The organism is Devosia polycyclovorans (assembly GCF_042181575.1).
Lineage (GTDB): Bacteria > Pseudomonadota > Alphaproteobacteria > Rhizobiales > Devosiaceae > Devosia > Devosia polycyclovorans.
Genome location: NZ_CP170082.1, coordinates 498,604 through 513,811, shown reverse-complemented (window position 1 = coordinate 513,811; position 15,208 = coordinate 498,604). Strand labels below are relative to the sequence as shown.

Genomic DNA, 15,208 nt, shown 5'->3' with positions numbered 1-15,208 from the left:
CACTAGCTGGCCTTTGAGAGCTGGCCGCGCCGCAAAACAGCGAGCAGCAAGGTGATTGCCGCGGGCGTCATACCGTCCATGGCTTGCGCCTGGGCAATGGTTTGTGGGCGTGCTGTATCTAGTTTTTGCCGCAGTTCCATCGACAGACCAGCAATTGCCGAATAGTCCATGTCATCAGGAATTCGACGCTGTTCGTCGCGGCGTACGGCCTCAACATCGGCCTTTTGCCGATCAAGATAGACCGCATATTGCGCGTCTATGGCCACCTGATTCAGCACCGCTTCATCCAACTGCTCCAGCTCCGGCCAGAGGCGCTTGAGATCATTGGTTTCAATGTCCGGATAGGACATCAGCTCGAATGCGGTACGGCGCTTGCCGTCTTCATTGACCGCAAGCCCCGCCTTGCGGGCCACATTGGGCGAAACCGACAGAACTTCGAGCAGCGCGCGGCCCGACTGCAGGGCGCCGGATTTCCGCCGATAGGCGGCCGCGCGAATTTCACCCACCAGGCCTTTGGCAATGCCAAGTTCGGTCAGCCGCTGATCGGCATTGTCGGCGCGCAGGTAGAGGCGGAACTCTGCCCGCGAGGTGAACATGCGATAGGGCTCACTGACGCCGCGGGTCACCAAATCATCCACCATGACGCCAAGATAACTTTCGGTGCGCGACAAGATCATGGGCTTGGCACCCGTGGCGGCGAGTGCCGCGTTGGCGCCGGCCAGCAGCCCCTGCGCCCCCGCCTCCTCGTAGCCGGTTGTCCCGTTGATTTGGCCTGCCAGATAGAGCCCCGGCTGCTTCTTGACCTCCAATGTCGGCCGCAACTCGCGTGGATCGACATAGTCATATTCGATGGCGTAGCCCGGCCGGATGATGTGCACATTTTCCAGGCCAGGCATGGACCGCAGAAAAGCCTCCTGCACATCTGCCGGCAGCGACGTTGACAATCCATTGGGATACACCGTGTCGTCGTCCAGCCCCTCCGGCTCGAGGAAGATCTGGTGGCTGTCGCGATCGGCAAAGCGGACAACCTTGTCCTCGATCGACGGACAGTAGCGCGGTCCACGCGATTGAATCCGCCCCGAATACATCGCCGAGCGATGCAGGTTTTCCTGGATGATCCGGTGCGTTTCACTGGTTGTGCGGGTGATGTGGCACGAGATCTGCGGCGTGGTGATCGTGTCGGTCAACGCTGAAAAAGGCTCGGGTGGATTGTCGCCCGGCTGCTCTTCAAGCGCCGAATAGTCGATGCTCTTGGCATCGAGCCGTGCCGGCGTACCGGTCTTGAGCCGGCCCAACTGCAGGCCGAGGCCTTCGAGACGCGTGGAGAGTCCAAGCACCGGCTTTTCACCAACCCGCCCGGCAGGAACCGTTTCCTCCCCGCGATGAATGAGGCCACGCAGGAAAGTGCCCGTGGTCAACACCACAGCGCGGGTTGAAAAGCGGCGACCGTCAAGCAGTCGGACACCCGAAATGACGCCGTCCGCTACCTCGAGGTCATCGACCTCGCCCTCAATGACATCGAGATTGGGTTGCGCGCTGATCGCCGCCTGCATCGCCTCACGATAGAGCTTGCGGTCGGCCTGGGCGCGCGGGCCGCGCACCGCGGGCCCCTTGCGCCGGTTCAGCACACGGAACTGAATGCCGGCCTTGTCGGCCACACGGCCCATCAGGCCGTCCAGAGCATCAATCTCCCGAACGAGATGGCCCTTGCCCAATCCCCCAATGGCAGGATTGCAGCTCATCTCGCCGATGGTCGCAAAGCGCTGGGTGATCAGCGCGGTGGGAACACCTATACGGGCCGAGGCCGCTGCGGCTTCCGACCCCGCATGTCCCCCGCCGACGACGATGACGGCATAGTCAGTCATAGCATTTTCTCCGAAGGCGCCTGACATAGGCCAATGTTTCACGTGAATCAATTGCTCCGGCCACAAGAAGCGCTTGCCGTTGTTTCACGTGAATCACAACGAATGGTGCCCGTTCGATCCGCCGGCCGTCGCTAGCCGGCTATTTTCCGATACAGAAACTGGCAAAAAGCCGGTCTAGGACGCGTTCGGCATCTATCCGGCCGATCAGGCGCTCCAATGCAGCAGACGCACCACGCAAGCTCTCAGCCGCGAGTTCCCAATCGCCTACAGTTGACCTACAGGCCTCAAGAGCTGCCAGTGCTTCTTGCAGCGCCTGCCGGTCCCTCTCGTGGCTCACCAGAGCCGGCTCGCCCCCCGCCAGGTCTTGACCCAGCACGGCCAGCTTCTCCCGCAGTGCCTGCAATCCGGTCTCCGTCTGTGTCGAGACGCCAATATCAACCCCCTGGCTGGTAGCCAGATCCATTTTCGTCCCGATGGTCAGCAAAAGTCCTTTAGTCTCGGGCCTGGGCAGGGCGTCCACATCTGGTGCCTGCAACCAGAGCACAATGTCGGCCGTGTTAATCGCCTGTTTTGCGCGACGCACCCCTTCGGCCTCCGCCTTGCTGTCCGTGTCGCGCAATCCAGCCAGATCGAGCAGCACGAATAGCTGACCACCAATATCCAGCCCCACTTCGCGCACATCTCGGGTGGTACCCGCCTCGTCCGACACGATAGCCAGATCGGACCGGGACAAGGCATTGAGCAGGCTGGATTTGCCGGAATTAGGCGGCCCTGCCAAGGCCACGCGAATGCCTTCGCGAACAATGCGGCCGCTTTCAAAGGAAGACAGAGCCTGCCCAATACTGATCTGCAGATCGTCGAGCTGAGAGAACCAGTGTGCGGGCAAATCGTCCGAGACGTCTCCTTCATCGGAAAAATCGAGCCGGGCTTCAATCTCCGCCCGCAGATCGAGCAGCGTGTCGCGCCAAAGATCAATTTTTTCCGTCAGCCGGCCGTCATAGCGGGCCAGCGCCTGCTGCCGCTGCCTTTCCGTCTCGGCTTCCAGGAGGTCACCGAGACCCTCGACAGCGACGAGGTCCAGCTTGCCATTCTCAAAGGCCCGCCGTGTAAATTCCCCAGCTTCGGCCAGGCGAAGGCCAAGTGAGTTCAGCAAGGCCATAATGGCCCGGACGCCCGCCGGTGAACCATGGACCTGAAGTTCGGCGCAGTCTTCACCGGTAAAACTGTTTGGCGCCGGGAAGAAGGCGACAAGACCCTCGTCGAGGCGCTGTGCGGCACCAATCGGACGCAAGGTGAGACGACGAGGCTGTGGAATACCGCCCGCAATCGCCGTCAGCGCCGTCCCGACTTGAGGTCCTGAAAGGCGTATGACTGCAACCCCGGCCGGGAGGGAGCCGGAGGAGAGCGCCATGATGGTGTCGCCCGCTCGCATGTTCCCCGAGCCTTTTGGTCCTAGGTATTCATGGAATCGAAGAAGTCGGAATTCGTCTTGGTCTGACGGACCTTGTCGGTCAGGAATTCCATGGCGTCGATTGTGCCCATCGGATTGAGGATGCGACGCAGCACATACATCTTCCGCAGGATATCGGATTCCACCAGCAGCTCTTCCTTGCGGGTGCCCGACTTGTTGATGTCGATGGCCGGGAAGACGCGCTTGTCGGCAACCTTGCGGTCAAGCACGATTTCCGAATTGCCCGTGCCCTTGAACTCTTCAAAGATCACTTCGTCCATGCGGCTGCCGGTATCGATCAGCGCGGTCGAAATAATGGTGAGGGATCCACCGTCTTCGATATTGCGCGCCGCACCGAAGAAGCGCTTGGGGCGCTGCAGGGCATTGGCATCCACGCCACCGGTGAGCACTTTGCCCGAGCTGGGGACGACAGTGTTGTAGGCGCGGCCGAGCCGGGTGATGGAATCGAGCAGGATAACGACGTCCCGCTTGTGTTCGACCAGACGCTTGGCCTTTTCGATGACCATCTCTGCGACCTGGACGTGGCGCGATGCGGGTTCATCGAATGTCGAGGAGATGACTTCGCCGCGCACAGAGCGCTGCATATCGGTCACTTCCTCGGGGCGCTCATCGATCAACAGGACAATGAGATAGCATTCGGGGTGATTGGTGGCGATTGACTGTGCAATATTCTGCAACAATACCGTCTTACCGGTTCGCGGAGGCGCGACAATCAGCGCGCGCTGTCCCTTGCCCAGAGGTGCTACCAGATCGAGCAAGCGTGCAGAACGATCCTTGACCGTCGGATCCGGCAGCTCCATGCGCAGACGTTCTTCTGGGTAGAGCGGCGTCAGATTGTCAAAATTGACCTTGTGGCGAACCGCCTCGGGATCTTCAAAATTGATGGTCGAAACCTTGAGAAGCGCGAAATAGCGTTCGCCTTCCTTGGGAGAGCGGATTTCACCTTCAACCGTGTCGCCAGTCCTGAGACCAAAACGCCGGATCTGACTGGGGCTGACATAGATGTCATCGGGGCCAGGAAGGTAGTTTGCATCAGGTGAGCGCAGGAAGCCGAACCCGTCAGGGAGCACCTCAACCACACCTTCACCGACGATGTTGATGTCCTGGGCAGCCAATTCCTTGAGAATGGCGAACATCAACTCCTGCTTGCGCATGGTCGATGCATTCTCGACCTCGAGTTCCTCGGCAAATGCCAAGAGTTCAGCCGGAGACTTGGCCTTGAGCTCACTGAGCTTGATATTCTGCATGTAGCGAAACGACCCTAGAGGGATATCGATAAGACTGGACAGTCGAATGAGGGGAGTATTCGGCACCACGCAGCAGCCGGGGTGGTCGCGCAATTAGGGGATGCCTTGTCCTTCTGTAGCGTGATCCGTGGCCTGTTTCAAGTTCTAAGCAAATTTTGAAAACCGGATTCACGTGAAACTTCGGCTCGGCTGCTGCGCAGCAAAATCGGTCCTGTGGCCCGATTTTAGAGCCGAAGGCCATGAGAGCTATGCTCGAATGGCGAGACATCAGGATTAGCCGTTCTCAAAACGGCTTCACGATCACCGCAATCACAATGACGATCGCCATGACAAAAGGAATCTCGTTGATTGCCCGGTAAAACGTATGCGGCCGCATGTTCCGGTCCTCCGTGAAGGCGCGCAGCATCGATCCATACCAGCCATGCACGCCACTGAGCGCAATCACCATTGCCGCCTTGAGCCACATCCAGCCTTGCGAAAAGTCGACAATGCCGAAGCCAAACGCCAGCCATAATCCAAACAACCAGGTCGCGATCATCGCAGGCGTGTTAATGCCACGATAAAGGCGCCGCTCCATGACCTTGAAGGTCTCGGCCTTCTCCGAACCGACGGCCGACTGCGCGTGATAAACAAAGAGCCGCGGCAGATACATCATCCCCGCCATCCAGGCGATGACCGAGATGACATGCAGCGCCTTTACCCAATCATACATGGGAAAACCTCAACAGTTCAGCAGCGCTGGTTAGCCGCCTTTGACCAGTTCGACGAGCCGCTCGACATGGGCGATCGGCGTTTCGGGGACGATGCCGTGTCCCAGATTGAAGATGTGCGGCCGGTTCGCGAAGCCCTCGATAATTGCACGGGCTTGCCGCTCCATGGCTTCACCACCGACGACCAGCCGCAGCGGATCAAGATTGCCCTGCACAGCCAGCTCAGGCGGCAAATGCGCGTTGACGAAGTCGATCGGCGTGGCGAAGTCGATCCCCAAGACATTAACTCCGGTAGCCTCCGAAAAACGTCGGAGATTGCCCGCCGCGCCACGCGGGAATCCGATCACCGGTGCATCGGGCACCCGTTGCCGCAATCCTTCAACAATCCGCCGGTTGGGTTCCATGACCTGACGGGCAAAACTGGCATCGTCGAGATTGAGTGCCCAGCTTTCAAAAAGCTGCACCACATCGGCACCCGCCTCGAACTGCGCCGCGAGATAATCGATCGAGGTATCCACCAGGATATCGATCAGCCTGTCAAAAGCCTGAGGATGCTCCAGCGCGAACCGGCGTGCCACCCATTGATCCGGTGACCCTCGCCCCCCCAGCATATAGGTCGCCACGGTCCAGGGAGCACCGCAGAAGCCGATCAAGGTCTTTTCAGGTGGCAAGGCCGCACGAAGCCGCCGCAGTGTCTCAAAGACCGGCGCCAGATGAGCTATCGCCCGATCCCGATCGAGGCCATCAATGCCTTTTTCATCGAGCGGATCGAGCAAGGGCCCTTCGCCCGTTGCAAAGCGTACGCTCTGCCCCAAAGCATCGGGGATGACCAGAATGTCGGAAAACAGGATGGCGGCATCCAGGTCAAAGCGCCGGAGCGGCTGCAGCGTGACCTCCACTGCCAGTTCCGGTGTGTAGCACAATTCAAGAAAACCGCCCGTCTGCGCCCGGGTCTGCCGATATTCGGGCAGATAGCGTCCGGCCTGCCGCATGATCCAGATCGGGGGGCGTTCCTGACGCTGTCCCAATACTGTGGCGAGCAATGGTTTGTGCGTCACCGGAGCCATGGGTTCATCCCTTCCAAAACCCTATAAAGAGTCTTTCTTGCTTCGCTTCTTTATCATTATGGCGGTGTTTAGCTGCAATTCCGTTCCACCCACAATCCAAGTGCGAAGTGACACTTGCGCGCAGGCCATGGTTAACGGGGTGTGAATCCGCTCCAAACTCTTACTGAAATCTTAACGCGCCCAATTCATTAACGAGAGGTTAATCCGGCCTCTGCCGAGTCAATGATTCGATTCCGGGTGTGGATGAAGCTGCGCATATCTTTGTCGCGGTTCGTTTCGATATCCCCAGAGCTTTCCACGTCCGTTTTTCACCGGCGCTCAAAACGAACTGTTAACAATTTCTTACCCAAGGGGGACAAGTTTGGCAGCGATCCGAAGTTGCGCGACCAACCCACAGATCGGTCTTGAGCTGGGGATGACAGTGTGGAAAAACTGCTTCCCATGCTGATCCTTGCTTCTGCCAGTGCGACGCGCAAAGCCTTGCTGGACAAGGCTGGATTGTGTTTTGAGGCTAAGCCGGCAGAACTCGATGAGCGCCAGGTAGAAACTCAGGCTCTTGAGGCCGGCGGCGATGCCCGGGATGTTGCCCTGCTGTTGGCGCGGCACAAGGCCGAAGTCGTTTCCAGCAGCCGGCCAGGTGACCTGGTCATTGGCGCGGACCAGACGCTCGCCTTGGGCCTGGAACTCTTGCACAAGCCCGCGTCGCGCGCGGAGGCCGTCGCCCAGCTCGATCACCTGCGGGGCAAGACTCATCGGCTGCACGCTGCGGTGACCCTGGTGCGGGACGGGCATCTGCTCTGGTCCGATCTTCAGACGGCCGAATTGACCATGCGTGACTTTTCCGCCGAGGAACGCGATCACGTGCTTGATCTGGAGGGGGAGGCAAGCCTGGGCTCGGTCGGTGGTTACCGGCTGGAAGGCCCGTCTATTCGCCTGTTCGAAACCGTGGCCGGCGACTATTTCACCATTCTGGGGCTTCCGCTGCTTCCCCTTCTGGCCGCTTTGCGCGATATCGCACCAGAGCTTTTGAACGCCCGGGCTTGAGCCAAGGACACAAGATTGACCACCAAGGCATTCGTCATCGGGCATCCGATTGCCCATTCCCGCTCGCCGCTCATTCATGGGACCTGGCTGGCCGAACACGGCATCGATGGCACCTATGAAGCGATTGATGTTCCGCCGGACGCGCTGGAGAGCTTTTTCGAGCGCTTGCGTGGCGGAGAATTTGCCGGTGGCAATGTTACCATTCCACATAAGCAAGCCGTCTTTGCCCTTTGCGACAGTGTGGACGAGCTGGCGCGCAAGATTGGTGCGGTCAACACACTGGTCGCCAGGGATGGCAAGGTTCACGGCACGAACACAGATTACCTGGGCTTTCTGGGCAATCTCGACGCCAAAGCACCCGGTTGGTCTGATCGTCTTGATTGCGCATTGGTATTAGGTGCTGGTGGCGCCGCACGCGCCGTTCTCGTGGCGCTGCAAAGCCGGAATATACCCATCGTCCTGCTCAATCGCACGCGCGAGACTGGTGACCGCTTGGCCAGCGAGTTGGGTCCCGAAGGGTTTACCGTCGGCACGCTCGAGAACATCAATGCCTCGGCACCGCATGCCGGGCTGGTGGTCAACACCACATCGATCGGCATGCACGGCACCCGTTTCGATCAGTTCGATATCAGCTTGCTGCGCCCAGGCACATTGGTAACCGATATAGTCTATAGTCCGCTCGAAACCCCACTCCTGGCCGACGCAAGGGCGCGCGGCCTGCCCACGGTGGATGGGCTGGGCATGCTGCTGCATCAGGCTGTGCCCGGATTTGCGGCCTGGTTCGGCGTCCAGCCGACGGTGACGCCGGACCTGCGGGCACGTATCGAAGCCACCTTGGATCACTAGGCCATGCTCAGGATCGGCATTACAGGTTCGATCGCCACGGGAAAATCCACCCTGCTCTCGGCATTCGCCAAATGCGGTGTACCGGTGTTTTCCGCCGATGAGGCCGTGGAACGGCTTTATTCGGGTGCGGCTGTCGCGCCGGTCGGAGCGCTTTTCCCAGGCGTTGCGGACAATGGCGTCATCGACCGTGGGGAGCTGGCCCGGCGCCTGTCTTCCGATCCTTCTGGTTTCCAGGGCCTCGAAGCCATTGTCCATCCCCTGGTGCGCAGCGCAATTGCTGACTTTCTCGATGACGCAGAAGCGCAGGGTCATGCCCTGGCCGCCGTCGAGGTTCCATTGCTGTTCGAAAGCGGCCATGATTATGGCTTTGATCGCATTGCGGTGACCTATGTCGATGAGGCAGTGCAAAGGGAACGTATCCTGGCCCGACCGGGCATGACCGTGGAAAAGATGGAGACGCTGCTTGCCCGTCAGATGCCACAGGCCGAAAAGAAGGAACGCGCCGACTGGCTCTTCGACACCGGCCTCCCCATCGCCGAGATGGAGGCCGAAGTCGCCGCGCTGGTCGGCAAGTTGAAGGCAGAACGGCAGGATCAATGATCAGGGAAATCGTGCTCGACACCGAAACCACCGGCCTTTCACCGCAGGGTGGGGACCGGCTGGTGGAAATCGGCTGCGTCGAGTTGATCAACCACATCCCCACCGGCAAGACTTTTCACGTCTATATCAACCCCGAACGCTCCATGCCTGAAGAGGCCTTTCGCGTGCATGGGCTGAGCGAGGAGTTTCTCTCCGACAAGCCGCTTTTCAAGGCGGTGGCCGAAGATTTCCGGGCCTTCATCGCCGATGCAACGCTCGTGATCCACAACGCGCCCTTCGACATGGGCTTTTTGAACGCCGAAATGGAGTGGGCCGGGTTGCCGCGCCTGACCAATGAGGTGATCGACACCGTCATGGTTGCCCGGCAAAAGCATCCGGGTGCCCGCGTCAGCCTCGATGCGCTGTGCAAGCATTACGGCATCGACAATTCCCGCCGCACGCTGCATGGCGCCTTGCTCGACAGCGAAATTCTGGCGGAAGTCTACCTTGAGTTGATCGGTGGCAAGCAGGTGAGCCTGGCCTTGGTGGCCGAGGTCGAAACGGCATCCAGTGGTATGGGCCAGGCCCGTATTGCAGTGGCCCAGCGTCCCGTCCCGCTGCCCAGCCGGCTCAGCGCCAGTGAAGCAGAGGCTCACGACGCCTTCATTGAGAAGATGGGTGAAAACGCTATCTGGACCAGGTATCAGCAGCGCGTTGCCGCCGAGTAGGATGAACCGGCCCCAAAATTAAGGCCCCGGCAGAAGCCAGGGCCTATCTCATTGAACCCGATATGACCGATCAGTTCGGCTTGGGCGTCTCGGCGGCGGCATCGGCAGCCTGAGCGCCGCCCTGCTGCTGAGCCAGCTTTGCCAGATTCTGGCGATAGATCGCGGAGAAGTCCACTGGCTCCATCATCAGCGGCGGGAAGCCGCCCTGCTGCGTTACGCTGGCCAGAACCTGGCGCGCAAAGGGGAAGATCAGCCGCGGGCATTCGATCATCAGGAGCGGCGAAAGCTGATTTTCCGGCACGTTCTTGATGCGGAAGATGCCGCCATAGACCAGTTCGACATTGAACAGCACGGTCTCTTCACGATTGGCCTTGGCATTGAGCGTGAGCTCAATGGCATAGATTTCATCGCTCTGCTTCTTCACGCCGACCGAGATCGACACGTTGAAAGCCGGATTGGTGCCGCCGCCCAGCAGCGTTCCGGGTGCGCCGGGATTTTCGAAGGAGAGATCGCGGATATACTGACCCACAAGATTCATGCTGGGTGCGGTGCCGGGCTGCGGCGCTGCCGCGCCCTGGGTGTCATCGGCCATTGTCTGGTCCTTCTTGATGTCTGTATTCAAAGCAATTGTGGCCGTGTGGCTACCACTTTTGGCCCATTGGAACAAGCCAAGCAGACCTATTGTCGGGGCTTGGGATCGTCCTCATCCCTGTGCTCGATGACCTTGGCATCGACGTCATATGTCGTCTCTGGTTCATCGTAGCGGCGATAGCTGGTGGTGGTCTCGACCACCCGGACCCGGCTTGCAAGGGCGGAAAACAGCCAGTTCCGCAGCGGGGGCACCAAAAGGGCCAGCGCCAGCACATCGCTGAGAAAGCCCGGCAGCACCAACAGGATTGCGGCCACGCCGATCAGCATGGCGTCGAACATGGTGCGCCCTGGAATGGTGCCGGCATTGACATTGTTGCGTAGCCGCGAAAGCGTACTCAGGCCCTGCTGGCGCAGCAGCAACCCCCCCGCCAGCGCTGCAAGGATCACCAGTGCGAGTGTCGGGAACAGGCCGATGGCGCGGCCGACAATGATGAACACAGCGATTTCCAGAAGCGGCAAAGCCAGGAAGGAAAGGGCAATCAGGCGGGCCACATTTGGCTCCTTGCAGGAATTTTGTTCACCTCAGGCGCGGCAAAAACGCAACTCGCCCCATCGTGAACTGGTTTCGGGCTAAAGCTTTGCCTATATATAGGCCAGATGCGGCGCGGAACGAGCGCTCGCGCTCACTTTTTTGTCGACGCCTCATTTTCAGGGTGCCTGCTTCATGGCTGAATTCCTCGACCTGCCGACACTCATTGCCATTGCCGTCGCAGTCTTCGTGCTGTTCCGGCTGCGTTCGGTGCTGGGCACCCGCACCGGCAATGAACGACCACCCATTGACCGCAGCCGCTCGACCCCGACCGAAAAGCAGACGGCCAATGAAGATACGGTGGTGCCAATCCGGCCGCGCGCGGCCCAGCCAGACCTGGACGATGAGCGGCGCGCGCGCAAGCTCGAGGCTGAAATAGAGCAGGCGGCAGCCGGCAATGCCGAATTGGCTACCGGTCTCAAATCCGTTGCCGAGGCCGATCCGACCTTCTCGCCCAAGAGCTTCCTCGAGGGCGCCAAGCAGGCCTACGAAATGATCGTCACCGCCTTTGCCGAAGGCGACCGGCAGACGCTCAAGAATCTGCTCGACAAGCCCATCTATGATAGCTTCCAGCGCGCCATTACCGAGCGTGAAAGCGAAGGCAAGACGGTGGACTTCACCTTTGTCGGCCTGCCCCGCATTGCCATTGTTGACGCCGAATTCGACAAGAAGGACGTCAATGTCACGGTCGACTTCCATGCCGAAGTGGTCTCTGCGACGCGTGACAAGGACGGCAATCTGGTCGAGGGCAATGCTGACCAGGTCCAGACCATTGCGGACGAGTGGACCTTTTCACGCAACCCCAAATCGCGCGACCCGAACTGGAAGGTCATCGCCACCAGTCAGCTTGATTGATTTGTTGCGGCGGGCCGTACCATGTCCAAGCGTGGCTCGAAACGCCTGCCGCATGACTTCCACCTGTGGACCAGCGTTGCCGCGACGGTCGAGCCGCTGCGCCGCAAGGGTCTGCTGAAGATGGGCGCGGGCACGCTGCCCGTGCCCCACCAAGCCGATCCCGAGCCTCTGGTAAAGGCGCCCCCCAAGCCAGTTCGGGCCGGAAAGCCATTCCTGCCCGCCTATCAGGCACCCATGCCGGGCACGCCAGACGCCGAACGCACCGTCGATCCTGCCATCCACAAGAAAGTCCGGCGCGGACGGATCGAGATCGACGGCAAGATTGACCTTCATGGCATGACCCAATCGGAGGCGCGCGAAACCTTGCGCCGCTATATTGGGGCCCGTGCGGCGCGCGGGGATAGAACCATTCTGGTGATCACCGGCAAGGGTGTTAAAACCGATAACGACTATATCGCGGCCATGACCGAGCGGGGTATTTTGCGCACCATGCTGCCCATCTGGCTCTCGGAGCCTGGCTTGTCGCATCTGGTGTCAGGCTGGAGCGTGGCGGCACGCGGCCATGGCGGAGAGGGGGCGTGGTATGTGCGCCTCAGGCGCCAGTGACCCCGCTAGGCGCCAAACTTAGAGCCCTGCGGGACGCCCGCGGCATATCCCTCAAGGAAATGGCGGCCGCGCTCAATGTATCGAGCGCCTATCTCTCGGCGCTGGAACACGGCAAGCGCGGCCAACCCACAAGCTTCCTGCTTCATCGTATCATCGCCTTTTTCAACTTCATTTGGGACGAAGCCGAGGAGCTCCAGCGCCTGGCCGAAATCTCCGACCCCAAGGTCACGATAGATACTGGCGGCATGGCTCCAGAAGCCACGGAACTGACCAATCGTCTGCGTGATGATATCGGCCGGTTGGACCCCGAGGATCTGAAATTCCTGCGCGATGAAGTGGTCAAGCGCGCAGGACGAAAGCGATAGACCATTGGCCTTTCGATACGGCACCTCCCCTTTGACGGGGGAGGATGGGAGGAGTGCCGCCCGCTGCGTACTCTTTGGTCCCCCTCCCAGCGCCGCTAGGCCTGCCAGCAGCTTTGCTGCCTTCTCCCGCAAGGGGCAGAGGAAGTTGGTTTTTACAATACGAACTTGCTCAGATCGGTATCGCCGGCCAGGGCGCCCACCTTTTCGCGCACAAAGGCAGCATCGATGGTTACGGTCTCGCCGGACTTGTCAGGTGCGTCGAAAGAGATTTCCTCCACCAGCCGCTCCATCACGGTCTGAAGCCGCCGCGCCCCGATATTTTCGACCGAGGAATTGACCAGGACCGCTGCGTCGGCAATGGCCTCGATGGCGTCCTGCGTGACTTCGAGCGTGACACCTTCCGTGCCCATCAGCGCCACATATTGCTTGATCAGGCTCGCCTCGGTGTCTGAAAGAATGCCGATGAAGTCTTCGCGCGTCAGCGCTTTCAGCTCCACCCGGATCGGCAGGCGGCCCTGCAATTCGGGCAAGAGGTCCGATGGCTTGGAGACGTGGAAGGCGCCCGAGGCAATGAACAGGATATGGTCGGTCTTGACCGGCCCGTATTTGGTGGCAACCGTCGTGCCCTCAATCAGCGGCAAGAGATCGCGCTGCACGCCTTCGCGCGATGGCCCGCCCTGCACGCCGCCTTCGCGCTGTGCGACCTTGTCGATTTCGTCAATGAAGACGATGCCGTGGTTCTCGACCAATTCGATGGCTTCGGCCTTCAACTGATCCTGGTCGAGCAGCTTGTCGGCTTCTTCGGCCACCAGCGGCTCATAGGCATCCTTGACCTTGATCTTGCGCTTGACCCCGCGCCCGCCCATGGCCTGCTTGAACATGTCGGAGAGATTGATCATGCCGATGCCGCCATTGGGCATGCCGGGAATTTCAAAGCCGCCGCTGCCTGGCGAGGGCTGCATCTCGATTTCGATATCCTTGTCGTCGAGTTCGTTGTCCCGGAGCTTCTTTCGGAAACTTTCGCGGGTCGAGGGCGTGGCCGAGGTGCCGACCAGCGCGTCTAGCACGCGCTCTTCGGCATTGTGATGGGCCTGGGCCTGAACATCGCGGCGGCGCTTGTCGCGCAAGACCGTCAACCCCGCCTCGACCAGATCGCGCACGATCTGCTCGACATCACGACCGACATAGCCGACCTCGGTGAACTTGGTGGCCTCCACCTTGACGAAAGGGGCTTGCGCCAGGCGGGCGAGGCGACGCGAAATCTCGGTCTTGCCGACGCCGGTTGGCCCGATCATCAGGATGTTTTTCGGCGTCACTTCGCGCCGGAGGTCAGCCGAGAGCTGCTGCCGGCGCCAGCGATTGCGCAGCGCCACGGCCACAGCGCGCTTGGCATCGGCCTGGCCCACAATATGGCGGTCGAGCTCGGAAACGATCTCGCGCGGGGAAAAATTGGTTTCACTCATTTTGGTCACTTTCGATCGGTGCCTTGCTGTTGGACCCGTCGCGATCCAGGAAGCGCACCATCAGGTGTTCGTCGATAAATCGACCGTTCACGAAGAGATAGCGGGGCTCGGTGCCGTAGGTTTCAAAGCCCAGCCGCTTGTAGAGCTTGATGGCCGGGACATTCTCCGACCAGACGCCAAGATGGATCTGCAGCACGTGGTTCCGGGCATGCTCCACCAGATGCTCGACCAGGCCCTGCGCCATGCCGGTTCCCCGGTGTTGGGGACGCACATAGACCTGGATCATCCAGCCGCGATGACGCTCCTTGGCACCCTCATTGCGCAGGAAGGCGTTGATGCCGCCCAGCGATCCATCGGGCAGGAAAGCGCCAAAAATGGTCAGGCCTTCCAGCGTCTGGCGAATTTCCGCATCGGATTTTCGCGCAAAGCCCTCGGCTGTCGAGACAAAGGCCTCGGGATGATTGGCCAGTGCCTCATGCCTTATGGCGCGATAGGCTTCGGCATCCTCCGGGCCCAGGCGGCGGATGGTCAAGGTCACGCGCCAAGCTCGATGGTTTCGACGGTCACATTGCCATTGGTATAGACGCAGATTTCTTCAGCGATCTTCATGGCGCGGCGGGCGATATCCTCGGCATCGAGTTCAGTGGCCTGATGCAGGGCGAGCGCGGCTGAATGCGCGTAATTGCCGCCCGAGCCGATGGCGATGACGCCGTAATCGGGGGTCAGCACATCGCCCGTGCCGGTGAGCACCAGCGTGTCGGTCTTGTCGGCCACGATCATCATGGCCTCGAGCTTGCGCAGATAGCGATCGGTACGCCAGTCCTTGGCCAGTTCCACGGCGGCCCGCATCAACTGGCCGGGATATTGCTCGAGCTTGGTTTCAAGCCGCTCGAACAGGGTGAAGGCATCGGCAGTCGAGCCGGCAAAGCCGCCGATCACCTTGCCATCGGCCAGCCTGCGCACCTTTTTCGCGCTGTGCTTCATCACTGTCTGGCCCATCGAGACCTGGCCGTCGCCGGCCACCACGACCTTGTTGCCCTTGCGGACCGAAACGATGGTCGTGCCATGCCAGCCGGGAAAACTATTGTCACTCATAAGGGAAGATACTCCGAACTGTTGGCTGATATTTAGGGGTGCGAGCCCAGATTGCAACAGACGTGCCCATGGCGCGCTAAACCCAAT

General features: G+C 60.3%; 17 protein-coding genes. 7 read left to right on the top strand and 10 right to left on the bottom strand.

The genetic code is table 11. The annotated features are described in order from the left end of the window. Positions 1-2 precede the first annotated feature (2 nt). The 5 genes from mnmG to hemE form a co-directional block, all read right to left on the bottom strand. Positions 3-1,865, bottom strand: coding sequence for a tRNA uridine-5-carboxymethylaminomethyl(34) synthesis enzyme MnmG (mnmG, locus tag ACE4RL_RS02585; RefSeq protein ID WP_375598973.1), 1,863 nt, complete (start codon positions 1,863-1,865; stop codon positions 3-5). 139 nt (positions 1,866-2,004) lie between these two features. Further along, a complete protein-coding gene (gene mnmE, locus ACE4RL_RS02580) occupies positions 2,005-3,297 on the bottom strand; it encodes a tRNA uridine-5-carboxymethylaminomethyl(34) synthesis GTPase MnmE (RefSeq protein ID WP_375598972.1) in 1,293 nt (430 codons plus the stop codon). 20 nt (positions 3,298-3,317) lie between these two features. Beyond that, a complete protein-coding gene (rho, locus tag ACE4RL_RS02575; RefSeq protein ID WP_297111355.1) occupies positions 3,318-4,583 on the bottom strand; it encodes a transcription termination factor Rho in 1,266 nt (421 codons plus the stop codon). Positions 4,584-4,866: 283 nt separating this feature from the next. Then, on the bottom strand, positions 4,867-5,295 hold the full coding sequence (gene hemJ / locus ACE4RL_RS02570; protein ID WP_375598971.1) for a protoporphyrinogen oxidase HemJ: 429 nt from the start codon (positions 5,293-5,295) through the stop codon (positions 4,867-4,869). A 30-nt stretch (positions 5,296-5,325) separates the two neighbouring features. Continuing rightward, entirely contained in the window at positions 5,326-6,360 is a 1,035-nt protein-coding gene (gene hemE, locus ACE4RL_RS02565; RefSeq protein ID WP_375598970.1) for a uroporphyrinogen decarboxylase, read from the bottom strand. A gap of 432 nt (positions 6,361-6,792) precedes the next feature. Between hemE and ACE4RL_RS02560 the strand changes: the two genes are divergently transcribed. From ACE4RL_RS02560 to dnaQ, 4 genes are read left to right on the top strand one after another with little or no spacing between them, the layout of a single operon-like run. Further along, positions 6,793-7,404 (top strand): Maf family protein, encoded by a 612-nt coding sequence (locus ACE4RL_RS02560; RefSeq protein ID WP_375600225.1) that lies wholly within the window; start codon positions 6,793-6,795, stop codon positions 7,402-7,404. A 15-nt stretch (positions 7,405-7,419) separates the two neighbouring features. Further along, complete coding sequence (locus ACE4RL_RS02555; protein WP_375598969.1) at positions 7,420-8,250, top strand: shikimate dehydrogenase; 831 nt, start codon at positions 7,420-7,422, stop codon at positions 8,248-8,250. A 3-nt stretch (positions 8,251-8,253) separates the two neighbouring features. After that, entirely contained in the window at positions 8,254-8,850 is a 597-nt protein-coding gene (coaE, locus tag ACE4RL_RS02550; RefSeq protein ID WP_375598968.1) for a dephospho-CoA kinase, read from the top strand. Next, the gene (gene dnaQ / locus ACE4RL_RS02545) at positions 8,850-9,557 is read left to right on the top strand and encodes a DNA polymerase III subunit epsilon (protein WP_375600224.1); all 708 of its coding nucleotides are present in this window, start codon (positions 8,850-8,852) and stop codon (positions 9,555-9,557) included. Before coaE ends, dnaQ begins: the two co-directional genes overlap by 1 nt. 70 nt (positions 9,558-9,627) lie before the next feature. On the opposite strand, the gene secB is transcribed toward dnaQ, so the two are convergent. Together secB and ACE4RL_RS02535 are read right to left on the bottom strand one after the other, a co-directional pair. Next, positions 9,628-10,149: a protein-export chaperone SecB gene (gene secB, locus ACE4RL_RS02540; RefSeq protein ID WP_375598967.1), complete on the bottom strand. Its 522-nt coding sequence runs from the start codon at positions 10,147-10,149 to the stop codon at positions 9,628-9,630. A gap of 86 nt (positions 10,150-10,235) precedes the next feature. Then, on the bottom strand, positions 10,236-10,700 hold the full coding sequence (locus ACE4RL_RS02535; RefSeq protein WP_375598966.1) for an FxsA family protein: 465 nt from the start codon (positions 10,698-10,700) through the stop codon (positions 10,236-10,238). A 172-nt stretch (positions 10,701-10,872) separates the two neighbouring features. Here ACE4RL_RS02535 and ACE4RL_RS02530 point away from each other — a divergent pair, with 172 nt between their 5' ends. The 3 genes from ACE4RL_RS02530 to ACE4RL_RS02520 are packed head-to-tail and all read left to right on the top strand — an operon-like array spanning position 10,873 to position 12,563. Then, positions 10,873-11,592: a Tim44/TimA family putative adaptor protein gene (locus ACE4RL_RS02530; RefSeq protein ID WP_375598965.1), complete on the top strand. Its 720-nt coding sequence runs from the start codon at positions 10,873-10,875 to the stop codon at positions 11,590-11,592. Between the two features lie 21 nt (positions 11,593-11,613). Further along, a complete protein-coding gene (locus tag ACE4RL_RS02525; RefSeq protein ID WP_375598964.1) occupies positions 11,614-12,198 on the top strand; it encodes a Smr/MutS family protein in 585 nt (194 codons plus the stop codon). After that, on the top strand, positions 12,195-12,563 hold the full coding sequence (locus tag ACE4RL_RS02520) for a helix-turn-helix domain-containing protein (protein ID WP_375600223.1): 369 nt from the start codon (positions 12,195-12,197) through the stop codon (positions 12,561-12,563). The genes ACE4RL_RS02525 and ACE4RL_RS02520 overlap by 4 nt, the downstream gene beginning before the upstream one ends. 152 nt (positions 12,564-12,715) lie before the next feature. On the opposite strand, the gene hslU is transcribed toward ACE4RL_RS02520, so the two are convergent. From hslU to hslV, 3 genes are read right to left on the bottom strand one after another with little or no spacing between them, the layout of a single operon-like run. Beyond that, complete coding sequence (gene hslU / locus ACE4RL_RS02515; RefSeq protein ID WP_375598963.1) at positions 12,716-14,026, bottom strand: ATP-dependent protease ATPase subunit HslU; 1,311 nt, start codon at positions 14,024-14,026, stop codon at positions 12,716-12,718. After that, a complete protein-coding gene (locus ACE4RL_RS02510) occupies positions 14,019-14,564 on the bottom strand; it encodes a GNAT family N-acetyltransferase (RefSeq protein ID WP_375598962.1) in 546 nt (181 codons plus the stop codon). Before ACE4RL_RS02510 ends, hslU begins: the two co-directional genes overlap by 8 nt. Further along, entirely contained in the window at positions 14,561-15,121 is a 561-nt protein-coding gene (gene hslV, locus ACE4RL_RS02505; protein WP_375598961.1) for an ATP-dependent protease subunit HslV, read from the bottom strand. Before hslV ends, ACE4RL_RS02510 begins: the two co-directional genes overlap by 4 nt. Positions 15,122-15,208: the final 87 nt, after the last annotated feature.

Excerpts from the sequence above, each read along its gene's own strand:
- mnmG (WP_375598973.1), bottom strand. The coding sequence starts at position 1,865 with ATGACTGACTATGCCGTCATCGTCGTCGGCGGGGGACATGCGGGGTCG.
- mnmE (WP_375598972.1), bottom strand. The coding sequence starts at position 3,297 with ATGCGAGCGGGCGACACCATCATGGCGCTCTCCTCCGGCTCCCTCCCG.
- rho (WP_297111355.1), bottom strand. The coding sequence starts at position 4,583 with ATGCAGAATATCAAGCTCAGTGAGCTCAAGGCCAAGTCTCCGGCTGAA.
- hemJ (WP_375598971.1), bottom strand. The coding sequence starts at position 5,295 with ATGTATGATTGGGTAAAGGCGCTGCATGTCATCTCGGTCATCGCCTGG.
- hemE (WP_375598970.1), bottom strand. The coding sequence starts at position 6,360 with ATGGCTCCGGTGACGCACAAACCATTGCTCGCCACAGTATTGGGACAG.
- coaE (WP_375598968.1), top strand. The coding sequence starts at position 8,254 with ATGCTCAGGATCGGCATTACAGGTTCGATCGCCACGGGAAAATCCACC.
- secB (WP_375598967.1), bottom strand. The coding sequence starts at position 10,149 with ATGGCCGATGACACCCAGGGCGCGGCAGCGCCGCAGCCCGGCACCGCA.
- ACE4RL_RS02530 (WP_375598965.1), top strand. The coding sequence starts at position 10,873 with ATGGCTGAATTCCTCGACCTGCCGACACTCATTGCCATTGCCGTCGCA.
- ACE4RL_RS02525 (WP_375598964.1), top strand. The coding sequence starts at position 11,614 with ATGTCCAAGCGTGGCTCGAAACGCCTGCCGCATGACTTCCACCTGTGG.
- hslU (WP_375598963.1), bottom strand. The coding sequence starts at position 14,026 with ATGAGTGAAACCAATTTTTCCCCGCGCGAGATCGTTTCCGAGCTCGAC.
- hslV (WP_375598961.1), bottom strand. The coding sequence starts at position 15,121 with ATGAGTGACAATAGTTTTCCCGGCTGGCATGGCACGACCATCGTTTCG.